The following is a 15,344-nucleotide window of genomic DNA, read 5'->3' on the forward strand; positions in this document are numbered from 1 at the left end:
CGAGCAGGCCGTCTGAAAGCATGCGACAAGGAAAAACAATGAAACTCAAACTCCTCCTGCTTTCCGCGCTTATTTCGTTGGCCGGCACTGCACACGCGCAACGCATCGTCGTGTTGACACCCGATACGGCAGACATCGTTGCCGCGCTCGGCGCATTGGACGAAATCGTCGGCCGCGATCAGACCGTTCAAAATCCGGCGTTGAAAAACAAGCCCAGTATCGGCATTCATCGCCGTCTGACGGTTGAACCGATTGTGGCCGCCAAACCCAACATCGCCATCGGTTCATGGATGGCGCAGCCTGCCGATATTTTTGCCCACCTGCAAAAAGCAGGCATTAAAGCCGTCAATGTTGCGCCCGATGACAGCATCGCCGCCTATCCGCAAAGTATCCGCAACATTGGTCAGCTTATCGGCAAAAGCGCGCAGGCGGACAAGTTGGCCAGTAAGTGGCAGGCGGATATGAAACAGCAGCCTTCCAGCGGCAAACGCTACCTCTTCAGCTACGACGGGCGCATCGTATCGGGCAAGAATACTGCCGCCGACGAAATCATCCGCCGTGCCGGCGGTATCAATGCCGCAGCCGCCATTGACGGCCTCAAACCGATGACGCGTGAGGCATGGATTGCGGCCAAACCTGACATCATCATTATTGCCGACCACAACACCGCCATGATAGGCAACGTCAAAACCTTTGCCGCACGCCCCGAAATCGCCGGCTCGCCTGCCGCGAAAAACGGCAAGATTTATTTGTGGAAGGCCAACGATATGTTCCGTTACGGGCTGGATACGCCGCAAGTGATTCAGCGTTTGCACGGTTTGGCGAAATAAACGCGCCTGTTTTGAAAAACCTGTCTGATTTTTGTTTTCAGACGGCCTTGATTTGTTCCTTCTTATTGAGGAGGAAGCAAAACGGTTGTCTTAAAAATGCCGTCTGAAACCGTCCCTCAATCCGCTTAAACCGCATGATGTCATGAAACCGCATACCCTTACCCTCTGCCTGCTGCTTACTGCCGCCGCCGTTTATTTGTGCTGCGGCATCGGCTTTGGTGCATGGGAGTCGCCGTTGGCGATGGATGAAACCGTTCGCCAAATCCGTTTACCGCGCATCTATACCGCACTTTTGGTCGGAGCCGGTTTGTCCGCTTCGGGGGCGGCATTGCAGGCTTTATTTGAGAACCCGCTGGCCGATCCGAGTTTGATCGGGACATCGGGCGGGGCGGCCTTGGGCGTGATTGTGTTATTGGCTTTGGGCGGCGGCGCGATGGGTGTACCGGCGGCGGCTTTTCTTGGTGCATTGGGTGTGTGCCTGCTGATTTTGGCGGTACACAAACTGCTTGGCGGCGGTACTTTGGGATTGCTGGTGTTGGGGTTTGTGTTGAGCGCGTTTTCGGGTGCGGTGGTCAGCATGATTTTGTTTTTATCTGACGATTTGGTATTGCGCAGCGCGACCACATGGCTGTCGGGCAGCCTTGCTGAAGCTGGTTTCTCATCGCCTGTCGCGGCAATCGCGGTCATGTTGCCCGGTTTTCTGATTTTGCTGTCCGCAGGCAGGCGGCTGGACGTTTTGATGACGGGGGAAGACACAGCTGCCAGTATGGGTGTATCAGTTGCGGCATTGCGAGTGCAAACCGTAATTGGCGCGGCATTGATGACGGGGGCGGCGGTATCGCTTTCGGGCATCATCGGTTTTCTTGGCATGATGATCCCCAATGTGCTGGCGCAAACCGTCGGTGGCAGCCGCCGCAAACTGATTGCGCTGTCGGCTTGGTTGGGCGCAGTGTTTTTGATGGTGGTGGACGGTGCGGCGCGCTGGCTGACATACCCTGTCGATCTGCCGGTCGGTATCGTGATTGCCTTATTGGGCGGACCATTTTTTATGTATTTGTTTATCAAGCCTTTGAAAAGCCGTTAATGCCTAAACAGGCCGTCTGAAACTTCATTGCCCCATATCTTTTGCCATGCACACCTTATTTCAAATCTGTAATCTTTCCGTCCGCGTCCAAGACAAAACCCTGCTTGAAATCGATCAACTGAATATACCTTCGGGCATGACCGTCATTATCGGTCCAAATGGTGCAGGCAAATCCACTTTGTTGCGTGCCTTAATCGGGCAAACAGGGCAGGGGGAAATCACGCTTTTCGGTGAGGCCGTTGCGCCGCAAATCCGCGCGGGCAGGGTGGCATGGGTCGGGCAGCATGGCCGTTACAACATGCCGATGACCGTACGCGAATACATTGCGTTGGCGTCATTCGTACAAAAAGGCCGTCTGAACCATGAGTGGGCGGACGAGTTACTCGATTATTTTGATTTGATGGCGTTGGCAGATAAGCGCATTGGCAAGCTCTCAGGCGGCGAGCAACAACGCGCCAACATCATCCGCGCCCTGTTGCAAAACGCGCCGGTCTTGCTTTTGGACGAACCGTGCAACCATCTCGATATCCGCCACCAACACCGCCTGATGCAGTATTTGGTCGGGCATTCAAACCGTGCCTCATCAATAATGGTATTACACGATTTAAACCTCGCCGCGCGTTATGCGGAACATATTATTCTGATGAATAAGGGAAAAGTCGTTGCATCAGGCAAGGTGGGCGAAGTGATGCGCCCCGACTTGCTTGAATCGGTTTACGGTTGGCAGATACGCCGTTGCGAAGATGAAGCAGGGTTTTATTTCAGAAGCTGAGCGCCAACAGGCCGTCTGAAAAACGATAAAGAAAATTTATTTTATCGTTCAAAAATAAAACGAGATGGGAGGATGTTCCCGACTTGAAGAACCAAATTTTGTGCATTTCACAAGTAAAATGCCGATTTTCATCAAATAGAAATAAATTTTATTATTTATAGAATACAATATTTTAAAATAATACTAATTTTTAATTACGCAAAAATATTGACAAGAAAATGATGATGGTTATTTAATATATAAATCTTATTAATAATTTTTATTAATCATTATCATGGTACAGCAGCTTGTTTGGACTCCGAAACAATCCGCGCCCAAGGCATTTCCCGAACGTCAGGCATTAATGCCTGTTTGGGGCGGTGTTCCAATGCCGCGTCCCCAGTGGCAGAACATTTGGAAGAAAAAGCTTCCCCATGCTACCGATGTGGACGCGCTTGCTTATCTGCATATTCCATTTTGCGCCAACCATTGCGTTTTTTGCGGCTTCTACCGTAATGCGTGGAAGGACAGCCAAAGCAGCGTGTATACCGACAAAATTATCGAAGAAATGGCCGCTGAAGCCGAAGTCCGTACAGGCAAGGGCAAAATCCGAGCTGTTTATTTCGGGGGCGGCACGCCGACCGCGTTGCTTACGGAAGACCTCATCCGCCTGATTTGTGCCTGCTACCAATATCTGCCGCTTGCCGAAGATTGCGAGTTCACCATCGAAGGGCGCATGAGCCATTTCGATTTGGAAAAAGCACAGGCCTGCATCGAAACAGGGGCCAACCGCATTTCCATCGGCGTACAAACTTTCAATACCGCCATCCGCCGCCGTCTCGGCCGCAAACACAGCGGTGACGAGGCATTTGAATATTTGGCAAAATTGTGCGAACTCGATGCCGTGATTGTGGCCGATTTGATGTTCGGCCTGCCCAATCAAACCGATGAAGTTTGGCAAAACGATATCGCCCGCGCCGCCGAGCTGCCTCTGTCCGGTCTGGATACATACGCGTTCAACCTTTATCCCATGCTGCCCATTAACCGCATGATTGAAAAAGGCGCATTTCCGACACCGCCGGGTTTCGATGTTCAGGCAGACCAATATGCCTACACGGTTGAAACACTGCTGGAAAAAGGCTGGGAACAGGTCAGCAACAGCCACTTCGCCTATCCAGGCCGCGGCGAGCGCAACCGCTACAATACCCTGATCAAATCCGACATTCCCTGTCTGGCGTTCGGCTCCGGCGCAGGCGGTAACTTCGGCGGTTTCAGCTATCAGGTGCAGGGCGATTTGGAGAGTTATCTCGCCACGCCGAAAGGCGAGAAAAACATCGCATTTATGAGCGGCCATAGTCCAAATAAAGCACTGCTCAGCAAAGTCCAGCACGATATTGAAACAGGCCGTCTGAATCCATTATTGTTTGACGGCAACAAAGCAGCACAAAAGTTGATTGCCCAATGGCAGAAAATGCAGCTTTTTAAAGAACCCGATTCAGACGGCCTGATTCGTTTGAATACCAGCGGCCGTTATTGGTCGCCCACCCTTATCCGCAAACTCATGCTCACTCTTCCGACTCAAGAAAAGGATCAAACCATGCAAAAACTTTCAGCCGAACAACAAACCATGTTGCGCCAATCATTGGAAAAAAATCCCGGCCAAGTGCTGGAAATGCTGGCAGCGCAAAACCAATGCAGTTTTGAAGACGTTATCCGCTGTCTGCCAGAAGAGAACGTGCGCCAAACCGAAGGCAGCCGCATAGTCGAAATCCTCCAAGCCATCGCAGCATGGAATGAATCCGTGACCTTCATCGCCCACACCCCCGATGCCATCGTTGAAGTCAGCGGCAAACTGCCAAACGGCAAAGTCGGCCGCGGTTTCTACAATTTTGACCATCCTGAAACCGACGGCGGCGTACACGGCCACATCTACTATGAAAACTGCGCATCTATCTACCTTTTGGAGCGTCCGTTCATGGGTAAAGCCACTTGCTCGCTCAACTTTATCAACCGCAACGGTGGCGCCATGTTTAAAATTTTTGTCGGTCGCGACGAAGCAGGCGAGTTGAAACAACACCAAATCGAAGCCATGCGCAAACTGTTTGATGCCGCTTAAACGGTTTCAGACGGCCTGAAAATCCGTTCCTTGTTGCATAGAGGAGCGGATTTTCTAACAATAAACACCTACCATACAAAGGACCCCAAACATGCAACTCATCTTCGGAGCCAACGGGCCGTCCGGCCGCGCCTATATCCGCACATTGACTGACTCAGCCGATACCGTCGCCGTATTGAGAAGACCGTCTGAAGACAGCTTTTTTGCCGAACACAATGTTCAAACCGTCGTCGCCGATGCGCTTGATGCCGACGCACTCGATAAAGCGTTGGCACAATACCGTCCCGATACCGTGATCAGTTTTGTCGGCGGCAAAAACGAAGAGGGCATCCGCAGCGATGCGCTGGGCAATATCAACATCATTGCCGCTACGAAAGCCGCCAATCCGCAAGCCCGCTTTGTACTGATTACCAGCATGGGCTGCGGCGAACAATGGGACATGATGAGCGAGCCGTTCAAACAGGCACTCGGCGAAGCCGTCCGAGCCAAAACAGAAGCCGAAATCTATCTCAAACAAAGCAGTTTGAATTGGATCATCTTGCGCCCCTGCGGCCTTGCCGATGGCGAAGATAATGCCTATACCTTGACACAAAATGCCCAAGAAATTCCACAAAAATACATGACGCGCAACGGCTTGGCTGCTGCCGTTGCTACCATTGTCGGCCAAGCGGACAGCAAGGGCGAAACGTATAGCGTTGGTGCGGCATAACCGGATTGAATATATTGTCCACTTTCCATTGTTAAAGTTGGAGTAGGTAATTGATTAGCAGCCGATCAAACAATAAAGGATTTGCTGAGAAAAGGCTGGGAGATATAAATAAAAGGCCGTCTGAAAAATTTCAGACGGCCTTTTATTTCTTGCTTTATTCTCCAAATACTGCCCGATCGAAACGTTCAATATAGGCGACTAAATTTGCTTTGGTTCTTGCATATAGCGCAATTTCAGTGTCGATGGGGGTAAGAATCAGGTTTGCAACAACAGGCACGATGGCCACATCAACGGAGGTTAATTCTTCGCCGAAAAAGTAGCGTTTTGTGCCTAAGTAGTTGCTAATGGCGTCTAAATCTCCTTTTCCGAAGGCGTAAATATCAGATTGTGTGTGTCTTCCGATACCATGTCCGTGCATTTCTTTTTTCGCGTTTTCCTGTAACACAGCAAAAATCGCTTCGGCTTGTTCGGTCGGCATGTCATCAAACATTGCCTTCATCATAAATGGTTTGCTGAGAGGATCGACGAAACGGTTATATACGACCATCCAATATAAATGTTCTTCTGTCATACGGCGAAAGGCTTCAGCAATCGCTTTTTGTTCAGGCGTTAAATGTTTATCTAAATCAATGCCGTAGGTTTCGGTTAGATAACGCTGAATGAGAGAGCTATCAGGGATCAACTTCTCGCCATCTTGCAATACCGGAACTTTGCCTTTAGGCATTTTGCTGAGATCGGCAACATATTCTTTTTCGAAATCTAAGCCGGATAAACGCAGCATCGCTTCGGTTTTCCAGGCGAAAGGTGATGGACTGCGAATTTTACCTTCACCGGGTAAAGTAAATAATTTAAGCATTTTGTTTTCCTTTCATTATTTGTTATTCAAATACGGTTCTACTATAGTCCAAACAGCAGGGAAATTCACAACAAATACCGGATGTGGCGAATTTGTGCATGACTGCCAGCGCAATCAGTCAAGTCATTCGCAAGCTGGAAAATTATTACGGCGTCAAATTGCTTAACCGCACCACACGCAGCCTCACGCCGACAGCATCTCGCACCCATTGGCACAATGGCAAACCTTGATTTGTGCTTCCCCAGATTATTTGCACAAACTCCCCACCAGCACCCTTTACGCCACCACCGCACATCGCACCCAATCAGCAAAAGTACGCACCGTATTGGATTGTTTAATGCATTGTTTTGGTGAAGGGATAAATAAAAAGCCTTGAAATCTGACCGCACTTTATTTAATGTCTAAAATGAAACTTTGTACTATTATTTCAATTTACTATATATGTCAGAGAGTGATTTATGAAATCCAAACTATCCGCGTTCGTCGCTACAGCCCTTCTCGCCGCCTGTTCTACCGTTCCACAACATAATGAGCAGGCGAAAGCCTTGTTGGACGAAGGCATCGCTCTGTATCAAAAACAGGATTACCAACATGCAATGCCCTACTTTGAGCAAGCTCAACGGGCTGGGCATATGAAAGCACCGCGTTATCTGGGTCTGATGTATCTAAACGGTAAAGGTGTCGCCAAGAATGCAAAAAACGCTTTTGCCTACTTCATGCAAGCGGCAGAAGCGGGCGACATCACCGGGCAATACTGGCTTGGTCATTGCTACGAAAACGGTATCGGCACGGCAAAAGACATGACCAAAGCCGTGCATTGGTATCAAGAGTCTGCTAAACGAGGCGACCATATTTCCCTGCCAGCGATTGATGCGTTGAACCGTTTAGGCATCAAAACACATTGACGATTTCTCACAAAATTTAAGGAGTTTCCATGATGAAGAAAACCGCAACAATTATCGCCGCAAGTTTGTTGCTAGCCGCTTGCAATACACTCTCCAATGCGACTGAAAAAGCAGTGACGACTCAAAACACGCAAAATTCCGCTTGGGACAAACAATACGGCGGCGCGGATAAATCCTACGATAGTCGCTTGCTTGCCTTGCGTGAACAAATTGCACCACGTTTTGAAGTGTTAACGTTTAAAGATCCCAAAACAGGCAAAGAAATGCAGTACAACCTGTACACCCCGAAAAATCTTGAGCCGGGTCGCAAATATCCGTTAGTTATGTTTATCGCAGATGCCAGCACAGCAGGAAAAGGCGTAAAAGCCCCACTAATGCAAGGCTACGGCGGCATTATCTGGGCAACCGATGAAGCGCAGGCGAAACACCCAGCCTTTGTCCTTGTACCGTCTTACACCGAAACGGCAGTCAACGATAAATGGGAAACAACTGAAGAAGTCCCCATGACCTTACGCCTTGTCAAAAATCTGATCGCCGAAAAAGCGATTGATGCCAATCGTGTTTATACCACGGGTCAATCCATGGGCGGTATGATTTCATTCTACCTAAATAGTATCGAGCCTAACTTCTTTGCGGCGTCTATGTTTGTTGGCAGTCAATGGGATATCAATGTTTTAAAACCATTGGAGAAAGCGAAGTTTATTTATACCGTTTCGGCTGCCGATCCAAAAGCCTCTGCAGGCATGGCTCAAGTTGGAAAAATGCTGAAACAAGATAAAGTCAGCTACGCCGAAACTGAGTTCTCTGCCAAATTACCGCAGACCGAACAAGACGCAAAAGTCCAACAAATGCTTGCCCAAGGCAAACGTATTAACTTCATCCGTTTCACACCAAATACCGTAATTCCGGAAAACTCAACCCACAAAGGTGCAGAGCATATGTACTCATTTGATTACGCCTATTTACTCGAACCTGCCCGTGATTGGTTGATGAATCAGAAGAAAGGAAAATAATCTTAAAAATACAAGCGGTCAGATTTTGAAGATGATTTACAAAAATACCTAAAAAACTGACCGCTCTTTGTTATGAAAAAAACCGTCTGAAAAACAGGATAGGGGGGCAGCATCGTAGGCACGCATTCAAAAAATCAGACCAATGGCAGCCTGCACTGTTTCAGGTAGCCTGAAACAGTGTGGTTTAGATTCAGTTTCATTGTGACACGTCTGTTAGTAGTCTTTAAAAGGCTAATCATCAACTTTTAAGGACTTTCTAGGTTGTTAAATTAACTTTTAATCCATATTTTTTTAAGTACAATATAACAGTCCATTTTTCGGACGAGCTTTTCCTAATCTTCACAGGAGACACAATATGAGCAACATCCCCACCATCCTACAGAACCCTTTCACCAACAAAGATACCGCTTTCACATTGGAAGAGCGAGCAAAATATGGTCTGACCGGCCGCCTACCTGTCGTTGTAGAAACGCTCGAACAACAGGCCACGCGTGCTTACCGCCAGTTTTCATCCTATGAAAAAGATATTGAAAAATATATCTTTCTCGATCAACTGCACAACCGCAACGAAGTACTGTACTACAAACTCCTGATTGACCATCTAGCCGAAATGCTACCCGTTGTTTACGACCCCACTGTCGGCGAAGCAATTAAAAAATGGAGCCGCGACTACCGCCGTTCGCGAGCTGTCTATCTGGATGTAAACCATCCTGAAAACATCCGTGCATCGTTTGAAACGCTGGGCTTGGGTGCAGATGATGTAGATTTGATTGTGGTTTCCGATGCGGAAGAGATTTTGGGTATCGGCGACTGGGGTGTGAACGGCACGGATATTTCCGTCGGCAAACTGGCAGTTTATACTGCTGCTGCAGGCATTCATCCCAGCCGCACCATTGCTGTGAATCTAGATGTGGGTACAGATAATGAAGCCCTGCTCAATGATCCCACTTATTTGGGCAATCGCCATGCCCGCGTGCGTGGTGAACGCTACGACGCATTGATTGCAAACTACCTGAAAACTGCTGCTGAAATGTTCCCCAATGCGCTTTTGCACTTTGAAGACTTCGGTCCGTCCAATGCCCGCCGCATTTTGGTGGAGAACCGCCGACAATACCGTATTTTCAACGACGATATGCAGGGAACGGGTGCGATTGTGATGTCTGCCGTATTCTCTGGCCTAAAAGTGACCAAACAGACCTTTGCCGAACAGCGGTTGGTGGTGTACGGTGCAGGCACCGCAGGTACGGGTATGGCCGACCAAATCAGTGCGGCGATGGAGCGCGAAGGCCTGAGTCGCGAAGAAGCGAAACAACGCGTATGGCTGATTGACATCAACGGACTGGTTACTGACGACATGGACGGCTTGCCTGATTACCAGCAGGAATATGCCCGCCCTGCCACTGAAGTTACTGACTGGGCGAAAACGGACGGTAAAATCGGCTTGCTCGAAGTTGTAAAACAAGTAAAACCGACTATCTTGATTGGCACATCCACCGATCACGGCGCATTCACTGAAGACGTAGTCAAAGCCCTATGTGCGGGCGTAGAGCGCCCAATTCTGCTGCCGTTATCTAACCCGACCGAGAAAATCGAAGTGATGCCGAGTGAGGCTATAAAATGGTCGGATGGCAAAGCACTCATTTCTGTCGGCATCCCCGTGCCACCCGTGCCGTATAAAGGCGTGAACTACGAAATCGGTCAAGCTAACAACGCCATGCTTTACCCAGGGTTGGGGCTGGGAGTTATCGTTTCCGGTGCGAAACACGTTACTGACGGGATGCTGCTGGCTGCAGCTGAAGCAGTCGCCTCGCAAGTCAATCCGCAGGACGAAGGCGCGTCGCTCCTGCCATCGGTGAATAACCTGCGAGCATCGTCTGCTACTGTTGCTGTTGCTGTTGCCAAACAGGCGGTCAAGGACGGTGTAACGACCAAGCAGCCTGAAAACTGGGTACAGGCGGTGCAGGACGCAATGTGGCAGGCGGTATATGAATAGCTATAAGGCTACCTGAAAGCAAAAAGCAGTCTGAAATCCATGCAAAGAAGTCAGGCTGCTTTTACATTTTCAGACGACCTCCACCCGCAGCGCATCCACAATCAGCTTAAACACATTGGAATGCCCGCGGCGGCTGGGGTAATAGAGGTAAAGCGGTTCGTAAGTCATTGCATACTCAGGCAACAGCTCGACCAGGTGCCCCGAATTGAGTGCATCCGCTACGCTCATATGTGCTATCCACGCAATGCCAAGGCCGTCTGAAACGGCTTGCAGACGCAGATGATTGTTGGTGGAAAACTGCGATTTGGGCGTGAACGTAATTAGCTCTGTTTTGTATTTGAATTCCCACTGTATCTCCGTGCCGTGTTCACCGGAGAGTTTTATGCCGATAAGACGGTGTTGTTGCAGATCATCAATATTTTTCGGTGAACCGTGTTGTGCCAAATAATCGGGCGAGGCAACCAATACCATTTTGAGCGGTGCGGAAATTGGTACCGCAATCATCTCTTTCGCTACCTTGTTACCTAACCGAACGCCCATATCAAATCCTTCTTTCACAATATCTGCCCAACGATCGTCCACCACGATTTCCAAGCGGGTTTTCGGGTATTGGTTCAAAATCGGCTTTAATTTTGGATACAACACGGCTTCCGCTGCTATTACAGGGGCATTGATGCGAATCAATCCCGATGGCGTATTCAAAAAATCATTTAATGCATCGACTTCTTGGTTTATGGCTTGATAAAGTGGAGAAAGTTGGTCGAAAAGCTGCTGCCCAGCTTCGGTCAGCGACACATTGCGTGTAGTGCGGTTGAACAGACGCAGGTTCAGCCGCGTTTCTAAATTTTTCATGCTATGGCTCAACGCCGAAGAAGAAATCCCCAAAAGCTGTCCTGCCTTCACAAAACTCTGCGTTTGCGCCAGTGTTAAAAAATAATTCAGCTCGTTAAAGTTCTGCATTTTCTCTTTAAACTCTCTTTTATTAGTGAATTTAATTCATTGCATCATAAAGCTAAACCCTATTTATCTCAATAAAAACAAATCATAAAATGACTGCAACTTCATGAGAGTAAACAGAAGACAATATCCGTAAACATCACATCCTTTTTTTATAAATTATTTATTCTAGGAGTAAAAATGAACATTTTATTATTAAACGGTGGTAAAGCTTTCGGCCATTCTCATGGTGAGTTAAACCACACGCTTCACAAAAAAGCAAAAGAAGTTTTGACCGCACTTGGACACAATGTAAAAGAAACTGTGATTGATGCTGGCTATGATATTGAGGCAGAAATCGAAAAATTCTTGTGGATGGATGCCGTGATTTGGCAGATGCCTGTTTGGTGGATGCACGAGCCTTGGACAGTGAAGAAATACATAGACGAAGTATTTATCGCTGGACACGGCAAGCTTTACCACAGTGATGGCCGTCATCGTGTTAGTCCAACTGAAGGCTTCGGTACAGGTGGTTTGTTGCAAGGCAAAAAACACATGCTTTCGCTTACTTGGAATGCGCCGATTGAAGCGTTCACCCGTGAAGGCGACTTCTTTGAAGGCAAAGATGTGGATGCTGTGTACATGCCTTTCCACAAACTCAACGAGTTCATCGGTTTGACCCGTCTACCGACATTTACATGTAACGATGTAGTTAAAAATCCACAAGTAGAACAATACTTCGCAGACTACCAAGCACATTTGAAAAAAGTGTTTGGTTAATGATAAAACATCAACTTGAAGTGGTGGGCTTTTGCCCACCATTTTGTCAGTCGCTAATTGGTACGAAATAGTGTAGCGAAAAACCATCTGCAATTCATCATATGAAAGGACAAAACATGATTAACGGGTTAGATATCGAACGTTTCCGAACTACCATGGCAGCGGTTGAAAACGACCATACAAAAGGCAAGGCAGCATTACGCGCCGATTCGCGCTGGGTATCCGGCACGAAGAACGAAATCTCCGTGCGCCGCTTCCCTGCCTTTACCACAGACGAACCGAAAAACATGGGCGGTGAAAACGCCGCCCCAAGTCCGATGGAATACCTGATCGGTGCTGCTGCAGGCTGCTGCGCCATAGGTTTCGAGTTGCAAGCAGCACAAGCAGGCGTGAAACTGGAACAGTTTGAAATATCCGCAAGCGGCGGTATCGACATGGCCAAACTGTGCGGCATGGAAGATGGCTACGGCGGACTGGATAATCTGGTGCTAACCGTAAAAGTAAAAGCCGACGCCGACCTTCCTACCCTGCAAAATTTCGCCGACCGCTCCGCCGCCACCTCGCCAGTGTTGAACAGCCTGAAAGCGCGGGCAAAAGTGGTTGTGGAAAAAATCTAGACGACTCAAACCGTTTTCTTGTTTTCATTTCGTTGAAAGCCCCTTTTCTGGACAACTAGAAAAGGGCTTAATCGCTCAAAGGAGGACATGACATGCAACAACTGCACACTCTGAAAGACATCGAACATGCCATCGCCACACACCCTTTAGTATCACTGTACATCAAAGCCCCAATCTGCGGTGTTTGTACGGTCGTGGCTGCCCAGCTTGACTCAGCTTTGGAGCTAGAAGGAAATGTGTATGCCGTAAAAGCCGATATTGCTGAAATACCCGAAATGGCTGGACGTTTCCACGTGCTGACCGCACCTGCATGGCTGCTGTTTTATCAAGGCAAGGAAGTAGAACGGATGGCCCGCTTCATCCCTCAGGCACAGATGAAGCAGACATTGGCAAAATGGACAAAAGTAGCAGAAAGCGAACATCAGTAACCGGTCTATCAATGTTTCAGACGGCTGCGGTCTTGATAATGATGCAAGTGGTCAAGTTTTTAAGATGATTTGCAAAACACTTAAAAATTTGACCGCTCTTTATTACGAAAAGGTCGTCTGAAACAGCTTGCAGACTGAGATAATGATTGATGAAACGCTGTGATTTGTACACTAAAACCATCTTCTGAAAATTCCCTTTGACATTCCCCATCTTTCTCTCTAAAATACGTTCAAATTTTTAAACATATAAACTCAAGAAACCGAATATGCCGCAACAAACCATGAATTTAATGCGCGAGTGCATTCCTATTTTTACTGTGTTGAGCGATGAAAACCGCCATCAAATCCTGCGCGTGCTGTGGGAACACGGCAAGATGAATGTCAATGAACTGACCGAGCATCTGCATCTGTCGCGTCCTGCGGTGTCGCATCATTTGAAAATCATGCTGCAAGCTGGGGCGGTGGCAGTGGAGCAGGTCGGCAAAGAGCGGTTTTACAGTATTGCCATGGCGGATGCGGTGGCGAGGTTGAAACAGCTTACCGATTTAATGGCTCAAAATTGCCCGCTTTCAAAATAGGGTTATCCGTTGCCCCTTTATTTTTACCCAAATACGTTTACATTTTTAAACTTATCAACTTAAAGGAACGATTATGTTATTCACGCCATTCACTTTTCAAAACGGCAAAACCGCCAAAAACCGTATCTTCAAATCCGCCATGGAAGAGCAACTTGCCCAAAACGACCAGCCGTCTGAAAAACTTGTCCGCCTCTACGACACTTGGGCAAAAGGCGGTGCAGGTGTGTTGGTTACGGGCAATGTGATGGTCGCCGAAAGCGGCAAAGGTTCGATAAATGATGTGGTGATTTCAGACGACCGCAGCCTTGAGATGCTGAAAAAATGGGCGAAAGCAGGCACGCAAAACGACACGCTGCTCATCATGCAAATCAACCATGCGGGTAAACAGTCGCCTGCGGTGGTCAATAAAACGCCGCTTGCGCCGAGCGCCGTGCCGTTGGTGGGCATGGACGGCTTTATCAACCCGCCGCGTGAATTGACTGCCGATGAAATCAACGGGCTGATTCAGCAATTCGTACAAACCGCGAAAATTGCCGAACAGGCAGGGTTTTCAGGCGTACAAATTCACGCTGCGCACGGCTATCTCATCAGCCAATTCCTTTCGCCGCATCACAACCGCCGCCAAGACCAGTGGGGCGGCAGCTTGGAAAACCGTATGCGCTTCCTTTTGGAAACCTACACCGCCATCCGCGCTGCCGTGTGCAAAGATTTCTTGGTGGGAGTAAAACTCAATTCGGCAGATTTCCAAAAAGGCGGATTTGACGAAAGCGAATCGGTGCAGGTGGTACAAAAACTGTCGAAAATGGGCATTGATTTTATTGAAGTTTCCGGTGGCAACTACGAAAGCCCGCAAATGCTCGCGGCTAAAGACAGCACCCGCAAACGCGAAGCCTTCTTCATCGATTACGCCGAAAAAGCCCGTGCAGTCAGCCAAGCTCCGCTGATTATCACCGGCGGCTTCCGTTCGCAAAACGCCATGGAAGACGCCTTATCCAGCGGCCATTTGGATTTGGTCGGTGTCGCTCGTCCGTTTGCCTTAGTGCCTGATTTAGCAAAAAAAATGCAAAACGGCACCTACCAAACCGTGAAAACCGACCGCATCCAAACAGGCGTGGCGTTGGTTGATAAAAAAGCAGGCGCGATGCTGGAAATGAATTGGTACATGACGCAAATGGATTTAATCGGACAAGGCAAACAGCCTGATCCCAAATTGTCAGCGTGGAAAGTATTGCTGAAAACTTTATGGGAAAATGGCAAGGCAGGTTTGAGTACGGGCAGGGCTTTATGATGAAAGCGGTTGGATTTGAAGGAGGATTAAATTTTAAAATTTAACCGTATATAGAAGCATGGAATATAAATAAATTGATACTAAAAAACCGTTTGAATCTTTAAGTTCAAATGGTTTTTAGAATTTTAGATATCCACTGAGCGATACAAAAGATCCTGTTCTTTGAAAGTGACTTAGAATAAGAATTTAAAAAATACTAATTAAATTACTAAATTATGATTATAACTTATAATAATTTAACATAATATAAATTAATTTCCTTTTCCCTATTCTTCTACAAATTCCGCTGTTTTGTTCCTATATGTCAAATGAGAATTAATGATACTCTAGAGAGTGTGCTCATAGTACTACAATTTTTAGTATAAAATCAATAGGTTTTAAGAAATTTGTCAGTTCAATTATGCTATAACTCTATCACTTAATTATTTAGTAGCGGAATAGGGCCGTGGGGACATACCCT

General features: G+C 47.8%; 15 protein-coding genes and 1 pseudogene. 14 read left to right on the forward strand and 2 right to left on the reverse strand.

Annotated elements, in window-relative coordinates; all coding sequences use genetic code 11:
• Positions 1–38 precede the first annotated feature (38 nt).
• From O3681_RS02320 to O3681_RS02340, 5 genes are all read left to right on the forward strand, one after another.
• The gene (locus tag O3681_RS02320; RefSeq protein WP_371459188.1) at positions 39–830 is read left to right on the forward strand and encodes a hemin ABC transporter substrate-binding protein; all 792 of its coding nucleotides are present in this window, start codon (positions 39–41) and stop codon (positions 828–830) included.
• Between the two features lie 142 nt (positions 831–972).
• On the forward strand, positions 973–1,914 hold the full coding sequence (locus tag O3681_RS02325; RefSeq protein WP_371459189.1) for a FecCD family ABC transporter permease: 942 nt from the start codon (positions 973–975) through the stop codon (positions 1,912–1,914).
• A 46-nt stretch (positions 1,915–1,960) separates the two neighbouring features.
• Positions 1,961–2,686, forward strand: a complete 726-nt coding sequence (locus tag O3681_RS02330; RefSeq protein WP_371459190.1) for an ABC transporter ATP-binding protein — start codon at positions 1,961–1,963, stop codon at positions 2,684–2,686.
• A 274-nt stretch (positions 2,687–2,960) separates the two neighbouring features.
• Positions 2,961–4,781, forward strand: coding sequence for a heme anaerobic degradation radical SAM methyltransferase ChuW/HutW (hutW, locus tag O3681_RS02335; protein ID WP_371459191.1), 1,821 nt, complete (start codon positions 2,961–2,963; stop codon positions 4,779–4,781).
• A 91-nt stretch (positions 4,782–4,872) separates the two neighbouring features.
• On the forward strand, positions 4,873–5,490 hold the full coding sequence (locus tag O3681_RS02340; protein WP_371459192.1) for an NAD(P)H-binding protein: 618 nt from the start codon (positions 4,873–4,875) through the stop codon (positions 5,488–5,490).
• 154 nt (positions 5,491–5,644) lie between these two features.
• Here the strand turns inward: O3681_RS02340 and O3681_RS02345 are convergent, their stop codons facing one another.
• Positions 5,645–6,346, reverse strand: a complete 702-nt coding sequence (locus O3681_RS02345; protein WP_070873804.1) for a glutathione S-transferase family protein — start codon at positions 6,344–6,346, stop codon at positions 5,645–5,647.
• Between the two features lie 86 nt (positions 6,347–6,432).
• Here O3681_RS02345 and O3681_RS02350 point away from each other — a divergent pair.
• From O3681_RS02350 to O3681_RS02365, 4 genes and pseudogenes are all read left to right on the forward strand, one after another.
• A pseudogene (locus O3681_RS02350) lies at positions 6,433–6,540 on the forward strand (LysR family transcriptional regulator); the annotation flags it as partial.
• Between the two features lie 264 nt (positions 6,541–6,804).
• A complete protein-coding gene (locus O3681_RS02355; RefSeq protein WP_371459193.1) occupies positions 6,805–7,251 on the forward strand; it encodes a sel1 repeat family protein in 447 nt (148 codons plus the stop codon).
• Positions 7,252–7,280: 29 nt separating this feature from the next.
• Complete coding sequence (locus tag O3681_RS02360; protein ID WP_283132710.1) at positions 7,281–8,264, forward strand: alpha/beta hydrolase-fold protein; 984 nt, start codon at positions 7,281–7,283, stop codon at positions 8,262–8,264.
• Positions 8,265–8,619: 355 nt separating this feature from the next.
• The gene (locus O3681_RS02365; protein ID WP_371459194.1) at positions 8,620–10,257 is read left to right on the forward strand and encodes an NAD-dependent malic enzyme; all 1,638 of its coding nucleotides are present in this window, start codon (positions 8,620–8,622) and stop codon (positions 10,255–10,257) included.
• Between the two features lie 69 nt (positions 10,258–10,326).
• Here the strand turns inward: O3681_RS02365 and O3681_RS02370 are convergent, their stop codons facing one another.
• On the reverse strand, positions 10,327–11,217 hold the full coding sequence (locus O3681_RS02370; RefSeq protein WP_371459195.1) for a LysR family transcriptional regulator: 891 nt from the start codon (positions 11,215–11,217) through the stop codon (positions 10,327–10,329).
• A 177-nt stretch (positions 11,218–11,394) separates the two neighbouring features.
• On the opposite strand from O3681_RS02370, the gene O3681_RS02375 reads away from it, so the two are divergent.
• The 5 genes from O3681_RS02375 to O3681_RS02395 all read left to right on the forward strand — a co-directional run bounded on the left by O3681_RS02375 (position 11,395) and on the right by O3681_RS02395 (position 14,884).
• Positions 11,395–11,973: an NAD(P)H-dependent oxidoreductase gene (locus O3681_RS02375; RefSeq protein ID WP_107723279.1), complete on the forward strand. Its 579-nt coding sequence runs from the start codon at positions 11,395–11,397 to the stop codon at positions 11,971–11,973.
• A gap of 116 nt (positions 11,974–12,089) precedes the next feature.
• Positions 12,090–12,590, forward strand: coding sequence for an OsmC family protein (locus tag O3681_RS02380; protein WP_371459196.1), 501 nt, complete (start codon positions 12,090–12,092; stop codon positions 12,588–12,590).
• Between the two features lie 92 nt (positions 12,591–12,682).
• A complete protein-coding gene (locus tag O3681_RS02385; RefSeq protein WP_371459197.1) occupies positions 12,683–13,018 on the forward strand; it encodes a thioredoxin family protein in 336 nt (111 codons plus the stop codon).
• 266 nt (positions 13,019–13,284) lie between these two features.
• Complete coding sequence (locus tag O3681_RS02390; protein ID WP_314460872.1) at positions 13,285–13,596, forward strand: metalloregulator ArsR/SmtB family transcription factor; 312 nt, start codon at positions 13,285–13,287, stop codon at positions 13,594–13,596.
• A gap of 73 nt (positions 13,597–13,669) precedes the next feature.
• Positions 13,670–14,884 (forward strand): NADH:flavin oxidoreductase/NADH oxidase family protein, encoded by a 1,215-nt coding sequence (locus O3681_RS02395; protein WP_371459198.1) that lies wholly within the window; start codon positions 13,670–13,672, stop codon positions 14,882–14,884.
• Positions 14,885–15,344 lie beyond the last annotated feature (460 nt).

The organism is Neisseria sp. 27098_8_158 (assembly GCF_041433145.1).
In the GTDB taxonomy this organism is placed as follows: Bacteria; Pseudomonadota; Gammaproteobacteria; order Burkholderiales; family Neisseriaceae; genus Neisseria; species Neisseria subflava_E.